This is a genomic window from Acidithiobacillus sp. M4-SHS-6 (assembly GCF_047421495.1).
GTDB lineage: Bacteria > Pseudomonadota > Gammaproteobacteria > Acidithiobacillales > Acidithiobacillaceae > Acidithiobacillus.
Map to the genome: position 1 here is coordinate 1,894,284 of NZ_CP175559.1, position 16,862 is coordinate 1,911,145.

The 16,862-nt window shown below is 59.1% G+C and carries 16 protein-coding genes; 5 read left to right on the plus strand and 11 right to left on the minus strand.

From position 1 onward, the window contains the following. Nucleotides 1–31 precede the first annotated feature (31 nt). From accD to ACJU26_RS09975, 9 genes are all read right to left on the minus strand, one after another. Complete coding sequence (gene accD / locus ACJU26_RS09935; protein ID WP_414039500.1) at nt 32–916, minus strand: acetyl-CoA carboxylase, carboxyltransferase subunit beta; 885 nt, start codon at nt 914–916, stop codon at nt 32–34. Next, nucleotides 913–1,728 carry a tryptophan synthase subunit alpha gene (trpA, locus tag ACJU26_RS09940; RefSeq protein ID WP_414039501.1) on the minus strand — a complete coding sequence of 272 codons (816 nt, stop codon included), beginning with the start codon at nt 1,726–1,728 and terminating at the stop codon, nt 913–915. The genes accD and trpA overlap by 4 nt, the downstream gene beginning before the upstream one ends. Next, nucleotides 1,725–2,924, minus strand: a complete 1,200-nt coding sequence (gene trpB / locus ACJU26_RS09945) for a tryptophan synthase subunit beta (protein WP_414039502.1) — start codon at nt 2,922–2,924, stop codon at nt 1,725–1,727. Before trpB ends, trpA begins: the two co-directional genes overlap by 4 nt. Nucleotides 2,925–2,933: 9 nt before the next feature. Next, nucleotides 2,934–3,545, minus strand: coding sequence for a phosphoribosylanthranilate isomerase (locus tag ACJU26_RS09950; RefSeq protein WP_414039503.1), 612 nt, complete (start codon nt 3,543–3,545; stop codon nt 2,934–2,936). Between the two features lie 94 nt (nt 3,546–3,639). Next, nucleotides 3,640–4,410: a tRNA pseudouridine(38-40) synthase TruA gene (truA, locus tag ACJU26_RS09955; protein ID WP_414039504.1), complete on the minus strand. Its 771-nt coding sequence runs from the start codon at nt 4,408–4,410 to the stop codon at nt 3,640–3,642. A 58-nt stretch (nt 4,411–4,468) separates the two neighbouring features. After that, a complete protein-coding gene (locus ACJU26_RS09960; protein WP_414039505.1) occupies nt 4,469–6,715 on the minus strand; it encodes a FimV/HubP family polar landmark protein in 2,247 nt (748 codons plus the stop codon). Between the two features lie 66 nt (nt 6,716–6,781). After that, entirely contained in the window at nt 6,782–7,804 is a 1,023-nt protein-coding gene (locus ACJU26_RS09965; RefSeq protein ID WP_414039506.1) for an aspartate-semialdehyde dehydrogenase, read from the minus strand. 12 nt (nt 7,805–7,816) lie between these two features. After that, entirely contained in the window at nt 7,817–8,887 is a 1,071-nt protein-coding gene (gene leuB / locus ACJU26_RS09970) for a 3-isopropylmalate dehydrogenase (RefSeq protein WP_414039507.1), read from the minus strand. Further along, complete coding sequence (locus ACJU26_RS09975; RefSeq protein WP_414039508.1) at nt 8,884–9,441, minus strand: hypothetical protein; 558 nt, start codon at nt 9,439–9,441, stop codon at nt 8,884–8,886. Before ACJU26_RS09975 ends, leuB begins: the two co-directional genes overlap by 4 nt. A gap of 78 nt (nt 9,442–9,519) precedes the next feature. Between ACJU26_RS09975 and mobA the strand changes: the two genes are divergently transcribed. The 3 genes from mobA to glp are packed head-to-tail and all read left to right on the plus strand — an operon-like array spanning nt 9,520 to nt 11,828. Next, nucleotides 9,520–10,098 carry a molybdenum cofactor guanylyltransferase MobA gene (gene mobA / locus ACJU26_RS09980; protein ID WP_414039509.1) on the plus strand — a complete coding sequence of 193 codons (579 nt, stop codon included), beginning with the start codon at nt 9,520–9,522 and terminating at the stop codon, nt 10,096–10,098. Next, on the plus strand, nt 10,095–10,589 hold the full coding sequence (mobB, locus tag ACJU26_RS09985; RefSeq protein WP_414039510.1) for a molybdopterin-guanine dinucleotide biosynthesis protein B: 495 nt from the start codon (nt 10,095–10,097) through the stop codon (nt 10,587–10,589). The genes mobA and mobB overlap by 4 nt, the downstream gene beginning before the upstream one ends. Further along, a complete protein-coding gene (gene glp, locus ACJU26_RS09990; protein ID WP_414039511.1) occupies nt 10,590–11,828 on the plus strand; it encodes a gephyrin-like molybdotransferase Glp in 1,239 nt (412 codons plus the stop codon). It abuts the gene before it with no gap. Between the two features lie 28 nt (nt 11,829–11,856). Here the strand turns inward: glp and ACJU26_RS09995 are convergent, their stop codons facing one another. Then, entirely contained in the window at nt 11,857–12,369 is a 513-nt protein-coding gene (locus ACJU26_RS09995) for a phospholipase D family protein (RefSeq protein WP_414039512.1), read from the minus strand. Between the two features lie 299 nt (nt 12,370–12,668). Further along, nucleotides 12,669–12,854 (minus strand): hypothetical protein, encoded by a 186-nt coding sequence (locus tag ACJU26_RS10000; protein WP_414039513.1) that lies wholly within the window; start codon nt 12,852–12,854, stop codon nt 12,669–12,671. Nucleotides 12,855–13,049: 195 nt separating this feature from the next. Here ACJU26_RS10000 and ACJU26_RS10005 point away from each other — a divergent pair, with 195 nt between their 5' ends. Then, the gene (locus tag ACJU26_RS10005) at nt 13,050–14,195 is read left to right on the plus strand and encodes a glycosyltransferase family 4 protein (RefSeq protein WP_414039514.1); all 1,146 of its coding nucleotides are present in this window, start codon (nt 13,050–13,052) and stop codon (nt 14,193–14,195) included. A gap of 24 nt (nt 14,196–14,219) precedes the next feature. Then, nucleotides 14,220–16,379, plus strand: coding sequence for a glycogen debranching N-terminal domain-containing protein (locus ACJU26_RS10010; RefSeq protein WP_414039515.1), 2,160 nt, complete (start codon nt 14,220–14,222; stop codon nt 16,377–16,379). Nucleotides 16,380–16,862: the final 483 nt, after the last annotated feature.

The window sequence follows — 16,862 nt, forward strand, 5'->3', positions numbered from 1 at the left end:
ATCAGATCCCGCTACTTGGCACAATCAAAGCTCAGGCATGGCTGCTGGACGGGGTCAGCATGCCCAGAATTTCACCGACGACCTTACGCATCTGGCGACGATCGACAATCTGGTCAATGGCGCCATGCTCCAGCAAATATTCCGAGCGCTGAAAACCCACCGGCAGTTTCTCGCGAATGGTCTGTTCAATGACGCGCGGCCCGGCAAAACCAATGAGGGCCTTGGGTTCGGCAATGAGGATATCCCCCAGGGTCGCGAGACTGGCCGATACCCCGCCCATGGTCGGGTCGGTCAGCACCGAAATGAACGGCAATCCAGCCTTGGCCAGGCGCTCAACGGCTGCCGAAGTCTTGGCCATCTGCATCAGCGACAACAGGCCTTCCTGCATCCGTGCCCCGCCGCTGGCCGAAAAGCAGACCAGGGGACAACGCTCCACCAGGGCGGTTTCCACTGCCCGGACAAAACGAGCACCCACCACCGAACCCATGCTTCCGCCCATGAATTCAAAAGCAAAAGCCGCTGCGACGACCGGTCGGCCATGGAGCAGGCCGCGCATTACCACCAAAGCATCTTTTTCACCCGTCTTGGCTTGGGCCTCCTGCAATCGCTCCTTGTAACGCTTCTGGTCCTTGAAACGGAGGGGATCTACAGGAACGAACTCCTTGGCGATTTCCAGACGCGGTTCGGTATCCAGAAAAAAATCCAGACGCTGCCGCGCGGTGATGCGCTGATGATGCCCGCAATTCGGGCAGACAAACAGATTCTCCTCAAGTTCGGTGCGATACAAAACCGTCTGACAGGTAGGGCACTTGGACCAAAGTCCTTCCGGAACCGTGCGCTTGTTTTCGCTGGGTTGGGACTCCGGGGTGGGATTTTTCTTGATTTTTGGGGGCAATATCCGGTCGAACCAACTCATCGTACTCTCCGTGCTGCATATACGGCAGCAGACAATTCTTGTATGAAGGACCTGGCCACCTGAATAGTCGTCTGATCATCCGGACAGTCTGCCAGTTTTTCCACCAGGGCACTCCCCACGACCACCGCATCGGCACCCTGGGCTACCCGCGCTACCGTCTCGGCATCACGAATACCAAAGCCGATGGCTACCGGCAGGACCAGGTCCTGGCGCAAGGCACGCACCCGCTCCAGCACTTCTTCCCAGTTGGACTGGGCCGCACCCGTAATGCCGCGCAGGGAGACGTAATACACAAAGCCGCTGCCCAGTGCCCTTACCGTCTGGACCCGTGCTGCCCCACTGGTAGGCGCCAGCAGAAAAACCGGATCAATGCCCTGGGCTTTGAGCAGGGCCGACTCATTACGCGCTTCCTCGGGAGTGAGGTCCACAATAATGACCGCATCCACACCGGCCGCTGCGGCCGACTCCGCAAAAGTCGCCATGCCCATGGCTTCCAGGGGATTCAGATAACCCATGAGAATCACCGGAGTCTGCGGGTTACTGCGCCGAAACTCCCGGACCCATTCCAGCACCATGCGCAACTTCACCCCACGGGCGAGAGCGCGTTCGCTGGCTCGCTGAATACTGGGGCCATCGGCCATGGGATCGGAAAAAGGCATGCCCAACTCGATGGCATCAGCACCGGAGGCCACCAGGGTATGCATCAAGTCTACGGTAACCGTCAGGGAAGGATCCCCGGCGGTGATGAAGGGAATGAGGGCAGCGCGGTTTTCTTGCTGCAAGTGCGCAAACATGGCCGCTAGCCGACTCATAAATGGATGCCCTCCAGCGCTGCCACCGTATGAATATCCTTGTCACCCCGGCCCGATAAATTGACGATGATGGTCTGGTCCGAACGCATGCTGGGCGCCAGGGCAAAAGCATGGGCCAGGGCGTGGGAGGTTTCCAGGGCCGGGATGATGCCTTCCGTGCGGCAGAGTTGATGAAATGCCTGCAAGGCTTCCTGATCCGTAGCCGCCACATATTCGGCACGGCCAATATCCTTCAGGTAGGCATGCTCTGGCCCCACACCAGGGTAATCCAGCCCTGCGGAGATGGAATGGGTCGGCAGAATCTGCCCATCTTCATCTTCCATCAGATAGGTGCGATTACCATGTAATACGCCTGGTCGCCCCGTCGTCAGGGGGGCAGCATGCTGACCCGTACTCAGTCCCAGCCCGCCAGCCTCCACGCCGATCAGGCGCACGGACTTGTCGTTGATGAAAGCATAGAACAAACCGATGGCATTACTGCCACCGCCCACACAGGCAATACACACATCCGGCAAGCGCCCGGTCAGTTCCAGGCACTGGGCCCGGGCCTCATCGCCAATCACCCGATGAAAATCCCGGACCATGACCGGATAGGGATGGGGGCCGGCCACGGTGCCAATCACATAGAAGGTATTTTCCACATGGGTGACCCAGTCCCGCAGCGCCTCGTTCAGGGCGTCCTTGAGGGTGCGGGTACCACTGGTGACGGCCGCCACCTGGGCGCCCAGCAAGCGCATCCGGAAGACATTGCTGGACTGCCGTTGGATATCTTCTTCGCCCATATAGACCAGACACTCCATCCCATAGCGGGTGGCGACAGTGGCCGTGGCGACCCCGTGCTGTCCGGCTCCGGTTTCGGCAATAATCCGTTTTTTCCCCATACGCCGTGCCAACAGGGCCTGGCCCACGGCATTGTTGATTTTGTGGGCGCCCGTATGATTGAGATCTTCCCGTTTCAGATAAATCTGGGCGCCACCCAGAATGCGGGAGATGCGTTCAGCGTGATACAAAGGATTCGGACGACCGACAAACTGGCGTAATTCACTATGTAATTCCGCCCGAAACTCGGGATCTGCCTGGGCCTCCTGATAGGCCTGGTTCAATTCATCCAGCGCCGGAATCAGGGTTTCCGCCACAAAACGCCCGCCATAGGGGCCATAATGTCCAGATGTATCCGGCAATGCGTAGTCGTCCATATTTTCTCCTCAAAGCCCTTGCAATCGAGCCATAAACTCGGCCATTTTGTCATGATCCTTGCTGCCAGGCGACCGCTCCACACCACTGCTGACATCCACCCCATAAGGCTGCGCCACCCGAACCGCTTCCCGGATGTTATCCGCATGTAAACCTCCCGCCAGAATCAGCGGCTTACCCAGTTCCGGCAAGGCCCACCAGGCAAAACTCCGTCCCGAACCACCCCACTGCCCCGGCACGGCACAATCCAGCAACAGGCCCTGGGCATCAGCATAATCGTCCACCGGACGGCGCAGATCGGTTTCACCTGACACACGCAACACTTTCAGGTAAGGACGCCCAAAGCGGCGACAAAATTCGGGAGATTCATCCCCATGAAACTGGAGGATATCCAGAGGGCAGTGTTCGAGGACCTGTTCTACGTGGGCCGGATCGGCATTCACAAAAAGTCCTACCGAACTGACAAAGGGAGGTAATGCCTGAAGCATCATCTGGGCCTGGGAAATGGTGACCGCGCGTGGACTTTTTTCGTAAAACACCAGGCCAATGGCGTCCGCGCCGAGCCGCGCTGCCGCCTTGGCGTCATCCACCTGGGTTATACCACAAATTTTGACTCTTACCATCAGCGCATTCTAACACTGCCAATGGGATAAAGCATGAGCCTGAAAACGCCGCTTAGGGGGAAGCTTTTTGCGACCGTAGGCCGCGCCCTTGTTGTTATCCGCCCGTCAGAAAACCGGCATCCACTGCATCCACCGGCAAAGCAAATTCATCGGGATATCGGGGTGCGACAAAATACAGTCCGCCGGGGGGTGCGGTTATGCCAGCCTGACAGCGATCCCGACTGGCCAGTACCGTGGCTGCCCATGCCGGAGGCTGGTCACCGCGACCAATGGCAATCAGCACACCCGCCAGGTTGCGCACCATATGATGCAAGAAACCGTTGGCTTCTGCATCGATGGCAATCAACTCACCGCGCCGACTGACCGTCAGGCGCTGCAAACTGCGCACAGGATTTTTGGCCTGGCAGGATGAAGCCCGAAAGGCCGAAAAATCATGGGTGCCCAGAAGCAGATCCGCAGCAGCCTGCATCGGCTCAATGTGCAGGGGGCTATATATCCAGGCGGCATGATGACGCCACAAGGCCGATTTTTCCCGGCGATTCACGATCACGTAGCGATAGCGTCTGGCCGTAGCCGAAAACCGGGCGTGAAAATGGGCGGGAACCGGCTGCGCCCAGCGCACGGCGACACCATCCGGCAGGTAGGTATTGGTGGCTCGCACCCAGGATTCCGCAGAGCGCTGCACCGGGGCATCAAAATGCACGACCTGACATAAGGCATGGACACCGGTATCCGTCCGCCCTGCCACCGTCACCGTAATGACCCTTTGCGCCAGACGGCTGAGTGCCTCCTCCAGGGACTGCTGCACACTGGGCTGTCCTGACTGACGCTGCCAGCCACAAAAACCGCTTCCATCATATTCCATGCCCAAGGCCCAGCGGATGCCAGGCCTTGGGTCATCTGCCAAAACGCCCGCACTCAAATTACAAGTCTTCGAGCATTTTCTGGGCTTCTTCACGCTGGATGCCACGGCCTTCCTTGCTCACTTCTTCGAGCAGATCCCGCGCTGATTCACTGTCGCCCATTTCCACATAGGCTTTCGCGAGATCCAGCTTGGTACCAACGGCATCCCAGTCGTCGATTCCAGCGGAACCGGATTCAAATGAGAAAGGCAGAGTCTCTTCATGGGCGGTTTCAGGCTCGGGTACCGGGCTAGGCTCATACCCAGCAGCAACTGCCTCTCCGCTTGCCGCTTCGGTGTGGGGATGTTCCTCATCCATCAGCCGAAATTGCTCGTCAATATCGTGCAACAAGCGATCTTTTTCTTCTGCAGGAAAAGGATCAATTCCGGATGCCGGCCTACTTTCTTCCTGATCGTGAGAATAGTGGAAGTCCAATTTATCTGCCGCATCCGCCTGGGCATTGACCGGGATTTCCTGCACGGTGTCAGCGGGCGTTTCCACGGGAGAAGATCCGGCCACTTCTGTGGCCCCACCCTCATCGGCAAACAAGGCATTACCCGGAAAAAGACGCGCACCCTGAGCAGCCACTTCCTGCCAGGCCACATTGTGCGGTCCAAAGCGTCCCCGCATGCGTTCCGCCAGATCCAGATAATCCGCACGGCGATCCAGCGTTGCATACATATCCAGGAGCTTGACATATGACTCCTTGCGGCGAGGATTTTCATCCAGTGCCTCATTCATCACGGTGATGGCCTGCTCGGATTTACCATAAGTCAGATAAAGATCCGCTTGTTCAATGGGATCAATTGCCATCACATCGTCATGGTCTGCAGCGGATGGCGGCGCAGAAACCCGTTTGGAAGACACTGCGCCGGCAGCCAACGCCGCCCATTCGGGAGCAGCAGTCATGACCGGAGCAGAAGCGGCCGGAATGTTGACTACCGGTTCAGGATCCGCATTGAATGCCGCAACCGGGGCCGCAACCGGAGTAGGTGCAGGAGCCGGCGCTGGCACCTCCTGGGGCTCGGCAACGGGCTTTGGCTTGGCATTATTCAATGTAGACAGACGCTGCGACACCTCGCGCTGACGCCGCTCCGACTCCTTCTGGCGACGCAGCATCCAGAGAAACAGGATCAGGAGCAGCAAATTCCCACCCAGGGAAATCACCAGGGGAATATGGCTTAACAGGTTGTTATTCGCACTGTTGCGCGAAAGGGTAGCCAGTTGCATGCCTTGGTTAGCCAGGAGACGTTCCTCGGCACTCAGACGCTGGTCGAGTCCGGCCAGTTCGCCTTTGAATTTCTGATTTTCCGTCTGCAAAGCCAGCGTATCCGCCGCCAGAGGCACGGAACTGGCAGAACTGGTAGAGGCACTGACTGTCGTAGCAGCACTGGCAGGCGCACTGGACAACACCAAATGGGTAGCACTCTCAGTGGGATTGAGTGTTGTTTTTGCGGGCTGCTGCTTTTTATTGGCTACCGGAGCGGCAGTTTGAACGGGTTTATCCACACGACTTTGGGTGGCCAGCCAGTCCGTAGCCTGTGCTGGAGCCATTGCCTGCACCTGATTCAGGCTGGGCAATGTTAACATGCTTCCCGCATACAAATATGTTGGATCAGCGTTTTTGAAAGCCTGTGGATTGGCCTTGACCACCGCAGACATGACCTGATCCAGAGTCACCGCATTACTATCGGTAATGGATCGCGATATATCATACAAGGAGCTGTTGGCAGGAACGGGGCCATAACGATTTACCCGGGACCAGCCATGATAGAGTCTGCCGGGAGCAGATGCCTGGGGGAATGGCGTGGGTGCTGGCAGGCTTCTTGGCGCCATTGCCGATGGCATACGGGGAACAGGACTGGTCACGGGCATAGCAGCCGCATTCACCGTACTGGCCGTGTACTCCCGCACCAACTGACCACCCGACCAGTTGAGCTGGACCAGAAAGTGGAGATTGGGCTGGCTCACCGGCAAGGGGCTGGAAATCAGAATGGCGGGCTGGTCGCCACGCCGCACCGTAAAATGCCAATGCTCCAGAGCCAGAGCCTGGGGCAGATCGATCATGGCAAAAGCACTGGCCGGTGCCAGACTGGCATCCATGCTGGAAGCCGCCTGGGGAGTGACAGACTGAATGGCTATTTCCGCCCGAAAGGGCTCCCCAGGGGCCGAGAGAACCTGCAAAGATCCCAAACCCAGCGCCTGGGCCATACCCGGAAGCATCAAGCCCATCCCGGCCATGGCCCATAACCAACTCTTTCTCTCCATTGTTGTTTCCTCTTTTTCTGTAGCGCAAGCGTACCGCGATGAGCCAGGTTTGGCCCGTATTGCCCGCTATAAATAGTCGCGAATCAACAACTCTGCAATCTGTACGCTGTTCAAGGCTGCGCCCTTGCGAATATTATCGGAAACCACCCAGAAATTAATGCCCTTATCATGAGAACAATCCCCACGGATACGGCCGACATAGGTCGTATCCTGTCCTGCCGCATCCAGTGCCGAAGGCCACAAATGCTTCTCCCGATTATCCACCACCGTCACCCCAGGAGACCTTTCCAGCAAAGCACGCACAGCCTCCGGGCTGATCTTGTCGCGGGTCACCACATTGACGGCTTCGGAGTGTCCATAAAATACCGGTACCCGCACACAGGTGGCGGTCAGGGCCAGTTCGGGAAGTTCCAGAATTTTTCGGGTTTCCCAAAGCATTTTCATTTCTTCCTTGGTGTAACCATTGTCCTGAAACACATCGATTTGCGGCAAGCAGTTGAAAGCAATACGCTTGGGGAACACGTCACAAACCGCCTCTTCGTGGCGAAACAGCGCTATGGTCTGCTGACCGAGTTCTTCAATAGCCCGCTTGCCCGCGCCGCTCACCGCCTGGTACGTGGCGACCACCACCCGCTCGATGCCCACTGCATCGGCAATGGGTTTCAATGCCAGCAACATCTGGATCGTCGAACAATTGGGATTGGCAATAATGCCCCGATTGACGTAATTCGCGATACGCCGGGGATTCACCTCCGGCACCACCAGGGGAATGTCATCGTCGTAACGGTACTGGGAGGTATTGTCGATGACCACGCAGCCCGCATCGGCGGCCTTGGGAGCAAATTGGGCACTGACCTTGGCACCGGCAGAAAACAGGCCAATATCCGCCTGGGACCAGTCAAAATCCGCGGCGTCCTGCACCAGGAGCTGCTTGCCACGAAAGGGCAAGCGCCCTCCCGCAGAGCGACTGCTCGCCAGCAGATAGAGCTGATCGACCGGAAATTTCCGCTGCTCCAGAATTTCCAGCATGACTTCGCCGACGGCCCCCGTCGCCCCCAGCACCGCCACGTTGTAATGGGATTTTTTCATATAAGGACTTCCTCAGAGTTGCAAGGCCTGGACAACTGCCTGACCCATGGCGCGGGTGCCGATCACGGCCTCACCCGGTGCGGCAATATCAGCGGTACGCAAACCCGCATCCAGGACTTTCTGGACCGCCATCTCCACCCGCTGCGCCCAGGCTTCGGCGCCCAGAGAATGCCGCAGCATCATGGCCACAGACAAAATGGTGGCCAGGGGATTGGCTTTGTCCTGACCCGCGATGTCCGGAGCTGAACCATGAATGGGTTCATACATGCCCCGCCCTTCACCCAGCGAAGCCGAGGGCAACATGCCGATGGAACCGGTCAGCTGACTGGCTTCATCCGAGAGAATGTCGCCGAACATATTGCCCGTCAGCAACACATCAAACTGAGCAGGGGCACGAACCAACTGCATGGCCGCATTATCCACATACATATGACTCAGGCTGACATCGGGATATTCCGAGGCCAGTTCCGTCACCACTTCCCGCCACAGACGGGTGGTTTCCAGCACATTCGCCTTGTCCACCGAACATAACTGCTTGCGGCGTCCTTGGGCGGCTTTGAAGGCGACATGGGCAATCCGGCGGATTTCGTCTTCGTCATACACCATGGTGTTGTGACCACGCCGCTTGCCATTGACCATCTCTACCCCCCGTGGCTGACCGAAGTAAATATCGCCGGTGAGTTCCCGCACCACCAGAATATCCACGTCCTGCACCAGTTCCGGACGCAGGGGCGAGGCACTTATCAACTGCGGGAAAATCTGCGCTGGTCGCAAGTTGGCAAAAAGGTCCAGGTGCTTGCGCAAACGCAGCAAGCCCTGTTCGGGACGCTTGGCAGGGGGCAGGCCATCCCAGCGCGGACCACCCACAGCACCGAGAATGACCGCATCCGCAGCCATGGCCAACCGCAGGGAAGCTTCCGGCAGAGGATCATCAGCAGCATCCAGAGCCGCGCCGCCGACCAATCCATCGGTACATTGCAGTTGCAGCCCGGCAGCCTGGTCCACCGCATCCAGCACCAGACGTGCGGCATCGACAATTTCGGGGCCAATCCCGTCACCCGGGAAAATCGCTATTTTTTTCATGCCAGATCCTTTTTCAAGACGATACGAATTATAAAGGGGTTTTCGGTTCCCGGATGCGGATTCTCCGGGATTTGGGTCAAGGGATAAATACCCGCACCCAGAGCACATGGATTGGCTTCCACAATGGCACGCTGCTCGGCATCAGCCTGGTCAGGATTGCGGAGGGTGAATTGCACACCAGCCACATCTTCCCGCTGGCGCGCGGCATCCACATACATGCGCCGGGTGATTTCACTATGTAACACCTTGAAAAAGCGCACCACGCTTTCCAGCTCCACCCCAAAACGGGATTGCAGCCCATGGTTTTCCTCCAGGCGCCGGGCACTGACCCGGGGAAGATCGCGCAAAAAATCTCCATTCCGGGCGGTATCCAGCAATAATTGCCGCAATGCGGCATTTTCCGGGAGCTGGCCAAAGCCATTATAATGCAGAATAAACAGGGCTTCGGGCAGCGGTAATTCCGCGACCCTTTCCTGATTGGGAATACCCGCATCCACGACCACACCGCGGGGAGGAACCGTCGGTCCCGACCTGCCCCGCAACCAATCCCACATACCTGCTCCGGGTTTTACTTGTCAGAGAATTGTGGAAGGATAGCATAGGCTTTTATGACAGGGCAGCCGCCAAATCACATGCGCCAGCAGCAAAACATTTCCCCGTCCCTACCGGTAAGCGGTCTGATTCTTGCCGGCGGGGCGGGTCGACGTATGGGAGGGGTAGATAAAGGCTGGGTTCATTGGCAAGAAAGGCCGCTGATTCTCCATGCCATCCAGATCCTGCAAGGGAATAGTGCGGAGATGCTGATCAGTGCCAACCGTCATCTGGATCAATACCGGGCTTTGGGTCACAGGGTCATTACCGACACCAATAGCCACTTTGAAGGCCCCCTCATGGGGTTGAGTGCCGGCCTTGCAGCCGCCCGCGAGGATTGGGTGGCCAGCATTCCCGTGGACAGCCCCCTCCTCCCCCATGACCTGCTGCACCAGATGTGGCAGGCCAAAATGGACAAGGATCTGGTGGTGGTCCGCAGCGATACCGGCTTACATGCCGTGATCGTCTTGTGTCATCGGCGTCTGCTACCACATCTGCAAACCTATCTGGAGCAGGGAGGACGCAAGGCCCAGGACTGGTTCCGGGATCTGGAATACGCGACCTTGCATCTGGACGAAGCGCTTCTGTGCAACTGCAACACCCCCGAGGATCTGACGTGAAAACGATAGCTGTGATAGGATATAGCGGAAGCGGAAAAACCACTTTGCTCTGCGCCTTGATACCATTACTGCATGCCAAAGGATTACGCATCGCCGTGGTCAAAGCCACACATCACGAGGTGGACTGGGATACACCGGGTAAAGACAGTTTCCGGCTCCGGGAGGCGGGTGCCGAAGCCGTTCTTTTACAGGGTCCCAAACGCTGGTTCACGACTTGCCGGGCGCCAGAGACCGTGGACCTGGAAAGTATGGCTGCCTGTCTGCCCACCCCTGCGGATTTGTTATTCCTTGAAGGGCACAAGGGATTACCCATCCCCAAAATAGAGGTGCATCGCCCTTCCCTGCAAAAACCCTTGCTGGCCCTGGAAGATCCGCAGATCATCGCCGTGGCCAGCGATGTCCCTTTGTCCATACATTGTTCGGTACTGGACCTCAATGCCCCTGAAACCATTGCCAAATTCATCCATACCTGGATACACGAGGAGCCCTGAATGGCGCACTGCTGTAGTGATATTGAACATGATTCCTTGGCCAAAAGCGTGGAAGAGGCGCGAGCCAGCATTCTTGCGGCCAGTCCTGCCCTGATCGACACCGAGATACGGCATCTTGGCGATGCCTTGGGGCGCGTGCTGGCAGAAGACCTGCTGGCGGCGCAACCGGTACCCGCCTGGCCCAATTCCGCCATGGATGGTTACGCCCTGCGCAGCGCCGATGGCGAAGGACCACGGCGCCTGATCGGTCACTGTTTTGCCGGCCACCCCTTCACTGACCCGATAGGACCCGGTGAATGCGTGCGGATCATGACCGGCGCCGTAGTGCCCGAAGGGGCCGATAGTGTCCTGATTCAGGAACTCGCCGAGATCAAGGATAAGCAGATCATCCCCCGGCAGCATCCTCAAGCGGGAGCCAATATTCGTCAGGCCGGCGAAGATTTGCAGGCTGGCGCCCTGGCGCTGCAGGCCGGAACCCTGCTGCATCCCGCCCAGCTTGCCCTGCTGGCCGGTCTGGGCATTGCGGAAGTGAAGCTGTTCCGACGACTGCGGGTCGCTTTTTTCTCCACCGGAGATGAACTGCGCCCCCTCGGAAGCACGCTCGCAGCCGGGCAAATTTATGATAGTAATCGCTATGCACTGCAAGGCATGCTTCAGCGCCTGGGGTGTGAAATATATGATCTGGGCCGGATCGAAGATGATCCCAAACGCCTGGAAGCGGCCTTGCAACAGGCCGCCGGAATGGCTGATCTGGTCATCAGTACGGGCGGCGTGTCCGTCGGCGATGCCGATTATATTGCCGAACTGCTGGGCAGTATGGGCAGCATTCATTTCTGGAAAATAAACATGAAACCCGGTCGGCCCCTGGCCTTTGGCAAGCTGGGAGCGGCCACCTTTTTTGGTCTGCCGGGCAATCCGGTATCCACCATGGTGACTTTTTACCAGTTCGTACGGCCCTGCATCCTGAAACGCATGGGCAGCCATGCGCCCTGGACGGCTCCCGTTCTCAAGCTGCCTTTGGCCCATCCCCTCAAGAAAAAACCGGGAAGAACCGACTTTCAACGCGGGGTGCTGGTCTCCGGAGAAAAGGGCCTGGAAGTTGCCGGAGTCGGCCAGCAGGCCTCGCATATCATGAGCGGGCTCGCCCATGCGGACTGTCTGATCATTCTCGCCGCAGAAGCCGATGGCGCCCCGGCGGGCAGCCTCGTGGAGGTGCAGTTGCTGGAAGGGCTCGTTTGAACTTCTGATATCTTCCCTGCCTTCCCTGTCAATCCCGCCCATGGCGGGGCTCATAGGGGGTGGAATGGCTCAGATGAAAACGAAAATTGTCGGCATATAGTTGTTGCAAGGCGGGATTCCCTCTGAAAATCAGCATATTTTCGGCATTGGCCTGCTCCGCCGCCTTACTGAAATTGAAACTGCCGGTGATCAGGGTGTCTGCGTCGATGACCATGACCTTGTTATGGGCAATGGCATGCTGGTCATCAATAAATACCGGCACCCCCTGATTCGCAAAAAAATCTGCGACAGAATACTTCTGGGTGCGCTGGCTTTTATCCAGCAGCACCTGCACATCCAACCCCCGGCGGGCCGCCTGCAATACGGCCTTGGCAATGGGCGCGCTGGTAAAACTGTAAGCCTGCACCCAGACCCGCTGTCGCGCGGCGCCCAGCGCCTCCACTATGGCTGCCGTTGCTCCGCCTGGCGGGGAAAATGTCACCTCTATAGTCCCTCTGGCTGGAACAGTGACCGGCGAACGGGGCATGGTGGCCGTGGCCATAGACCACTGCTCCTCGCCCCAGCGTTTGACTTGTTGCCATAATGAATCCTCTGCCGAGGACTGCAGCGGATTGCACATGCAGATGCAGAACAATACAACGCGCAGGATTATGCTGGGGATGGACATCGTGGGATTTACGCTCAATCGGTTTTTTTGGGAAGATAAAACGAAGCGGGCTCCACGCCAAGAGGGGAAAGCATTTGTACCAAGAAGGAGCGTACAGTCCCGTGCCGTTCAGCCAGTCCTGACAGCGGGCAAACAAGTCATAGACCCGCTCGGGATAGAGGGCCGCCTGGGTGTCATTGTAAAGACAGGGGCTTGTCGGGGATATGCACCCGGGTATGGGTTTCGGGCAGAAAGCGGAGCGGCATCGCGTCTTTCCTTGCCTCTTCTCGATGGGACTCCTGCATTTTTTCCAGGAGGACTTCCGCACCGCACAAAAAGCGGGAACCCGCATGGTCATGCTGATGAATGACCTCCGGCATGAGCAGAGATGCTGGATATCTATCTGATTTTTAGCCTCCACCACTGCGCTGAAAGCGTTCAGTTTCGTCGGGTTGCAGTTTCTTTCTTGAATTTCGTCCAATGGAGGCCAACATATAGGACGCATCGTTTCCGGCAAACGGAACAGAACGATTCTTCGATCGTCTTGATCTCATCCGTAAAGAGGTTATAAACCAATGAAAATCGCTCAGATCGCTCCTTTGCATGAAAGCGTTCCGCCCCATACCTACGGCGGGACCGAACGTGTGGTCCACTACCTGACCGAGGCGCTGGTCCGGCAAGGCCATGAAGTCACCCTGTATGCCAGCGCCGATTCCTGCACCAGCGCACGGTTGCGTCCCACTGTTCCGGAGGCTTTGCGGCTGTCGCGCGAGCGCCGCGACCCGCTCACCTGGCATCTGCTGCAGCTTGCCCAGGTGGCGCGCGAGGCGGGCGACTACGACATCATCCACTTCCATACCGATTTCCTGCATTTCCCATTGTGGCGCAGGATGGACGTTCCGCAGATCACGACACTGCATGGCCGACTGGACCTGGCGGATCTCAAACCGTTGTATCAAGAGTTCCGCGACATGCCGGTGGTCTCCATCTCCGACCACCAGCGCTTGCCGCTGCCCACGGCACGCTGGGCCGGTACCATCTACAACGGCGTCCCTGCGGAGCTATACACTTTCCAGCCCAAAGCCGGTGAATATCTGGCTTTCCTCGGTCGCATGTCGCCCGAGAAGGGACCGGAACAGGCCATCGAGATCGCCCTGAGGGCGGGCATGCGGCTGAAGATGGCCGCCAAGGTAGACGAGGTGGACCGCGGCTATTTCACCAGCCACATCGAACCCTTGCTCAAGCATCCTCTCATTGAGTTCATCGGCGAGGTGGGCGAGCGGGGCAAGAACGAGCTGCTCGGCGGCGCGCGCGCCCTGCTCTTTCCCATCCAGTGGCCGGAGCCCTTCGGCCTGGTGATGATCGAGGCGATGGCCTGCGGCACACCGGTGATCGCCTTTCGCCGGGGATCCGTGCCGGAGGTGATGCGGGATGGCGTCAGCGGCTATGTGGTGGATTCGGTGGAAACTGCCGTCGCCGCACTGGAGCGCATCAATGCCATCGACCGTGCCGCCTGCCGCGCCTATTTCGAGCAGCACTTCACCGCCGAGCGAATGGCTGAGGGTTATGTCAAGCGATACCGTGAACTGCGCGCCATGACCTTACCGGCCAACAGCGACTGTCCACGCGCCGGTGCGCCGAGTCCCGTGCGCGGTGGCCATACCGATCCAATTCTTTCCGCCCACGCGACGAGCAAGACGGAACACGAAGGCCACGCCTGAACAGGCTGCTGAGAGAACGAAAACATGGACGACGCGATCCAGATCGACAACCGCTGGTACATTCCCGCCACCTCCTCGCGCGCCGACGACCGCATCCGGGTGCTCAAGTCCGACGACGGTTTCGTGGTGTTCAGCCGCCACGGCGAGCTGGGGCGTGCGGGACTGGGCGAGCAGGGATTCTATCACCTCGGAATGCGACACCTCTCGGGGTGGCATCTGCTGCTGGAGGGGCGCGAACCCATGCTGCTCAACTCCACGATACGCCTCGACAACAGCCGCCTGGAGATCGACCAGACCACGCCGGACCTGTTCAAGGACGGCGCACTGTGGCTGCCCAAGGGCGTGATCCACCTGCACCGCGAGCTGGCCGCCTCTGACAGCACGCTCACCGAGCGCCTGACTCTGACCAACTATCATGGACAGGCGCGCCGTCTGCGGCTGGAATATCACTTCGACGCGGATTTCCGCGACATCTTCGAGATCCGGGGTACGCACCGCGAGCGGCGCGGCAAGCGGCATCCGCCAGAGCTGCTCGATGACGCGGTAATCCTCGCCTATACTGGACTCGACGGGGTGACGCGGCGCACCCGTATCGGTTTCGAGCCCCGGCCTTCCTGCATCGCGGCGGATGCGGCTGACTTCGACATCGCGCTCAAACCCCGTACGTGCACGATCATCGAGGTCGCCATCAGTTGCGACAGTGGCAACACCTATTTCTGCGTGCCCAACTACAGCGAGTCGGTTGGTGCCATCGAGCGCAAGGTGGACGCTGACCGGCACTCTCGTGCCGAGATCACCACCGACAACGAGCAGTTCAATGACTGGATCAACCGCTCGGTAGCGGACCTGCAGATGCTCACCACTCAGACCCGCTACGGCCCCTATCCTTACGCCGGCGTGCCCTGGTTCTCGACACCATTCGGCCGCGACGGCCTGATCACCGCGCTGCAGACGCTCTGGGCGCAGCCGGTGGTGGCGCGCGGCGTGCTGGCCTTCCTCGCCGCCACCCAGGCCGAGCGCACCGATCCGGCCAGCGAGGCCGAACCCGGCAAGATCATCCACGAAATGCGCGAGGGCGAAATGGCCGCCCTGGGCGAGGTGCCGTTTCGCCGCTATTACGGCTCGGTGGATGCCACACCACTGTTCGTGATGCTGGCCGGCCACTACTACCGCCGCAGTGGCGAGCGCGATTTCATCGGAACGATCTGGCCAAGCCTGGAACGCGCCATGGCCTGGGTCACGTCCCATCTCGACCGCCACGGCTTTCTGGTCTATGCCCCCCATGGCGACAAGGGCTTGGTCCACCAGGGTTGGAAGGATTCCGACGATGCGGTCTTCCACGCCGACGGCCGCCCGCCCGCCCCGCCCATCGCCCTGTGTGAGGTACAGGGTTATGCATATGCCGCCGCTTTGCTCGGCGCGGAGCTGGCGGAGGTGGTCGGCGAGACGCGAATGGCGCTGCGCTGGCGTGCTCAGGCCGAGCGGCTGCGTGAGCGCTTCGAGGCCGCGTTCTGGCTGGAGGAACCCGGCTTCTACGCCCTGGCGCTTGACGGTGAGGGTGCACCCTGTGCCGTGCGCAGCTCCAATATCGGCCATCTGCTCTATACCGGCATCGCCGATCCCGCGCGCGCCGCGCGCATGGCGCAGGCCCTGGTGTCACCGGAGGCATTCAACGGCTGGGGTTTGCGCACCGTGTTCGAAGGCGAGGCGCGCTACAACCCCATGTCCTACCACAACGGCTCGGTATGGCCGCACGACACCGCCATCGCCGCCGCCGGCATGGCGCGCTACGGCCGCAAGAGCGAGACTCTGAGACTGCTCGAAGGGCTGTTCAACGCCGCCATCCGATTCGACCTGCACCGCCTGCCGGAACTGTTCTGCGGCTTCGAGCGCCTGTCCGGTCAGGCTCCCGCCCACTATCCCGTGGCCTGCGCCCCGCAGGCCTGGGCCAGCGGAGCAGTGTTCATGCTGATCGATGCGATCCTCGGACTGCATTTCGACCCGGCCATACCGACTATCCACCTGCATCACCCGCGTATCCCTGACTATATCGATTGGCTGCGCATCCGTGGCCTGAAGCATCTGGGCGGCGAGCTGGATTTGATGGTGCGACGTCACGGCGACGACATCGCCGTCAACATCGAGCGGCGGCAGGGAAACATCGAGCTGAATGTGACAGTCTGAACATACCCGCTTTTGGTCCAGACAGTAGAGGAAAAACCATGAGGAACGATGATCCGAAACTTCGAGGCATCCGGTCATCGCGCAATCCGCGCGAGAGATGCCGAACAAAGCCGAGAGTGAAAAATCAGGCGTCATTTCAACCATGATAAGCTTCCTGTTCCTCTACCAGGGCCCCATCATAGCGAAATGGACGGAGTATTCGGACGTTCGCATTGCCGACCTTCAGGACGCCGAACAACCCGGCTCTCATCGCGCCCACCACCGAATCACTCCCCAAGGCAGCAGGAACGGTCGATCTATCAGAGATCTTCCAGGCATATGGGGTAGTCGATGGCGCTGGCTCCCGGATGCCTTGGTGCGCCATCGCCGCCTGACAAAATGCCACCGAACCAACAGGCATCCAGCCCGATTGTGGCAGCGCGTGGATCTCGTTAATGCCGACTGTGTGGAGCACCAATGCTGGCCCCAACGAGTGGAACCACC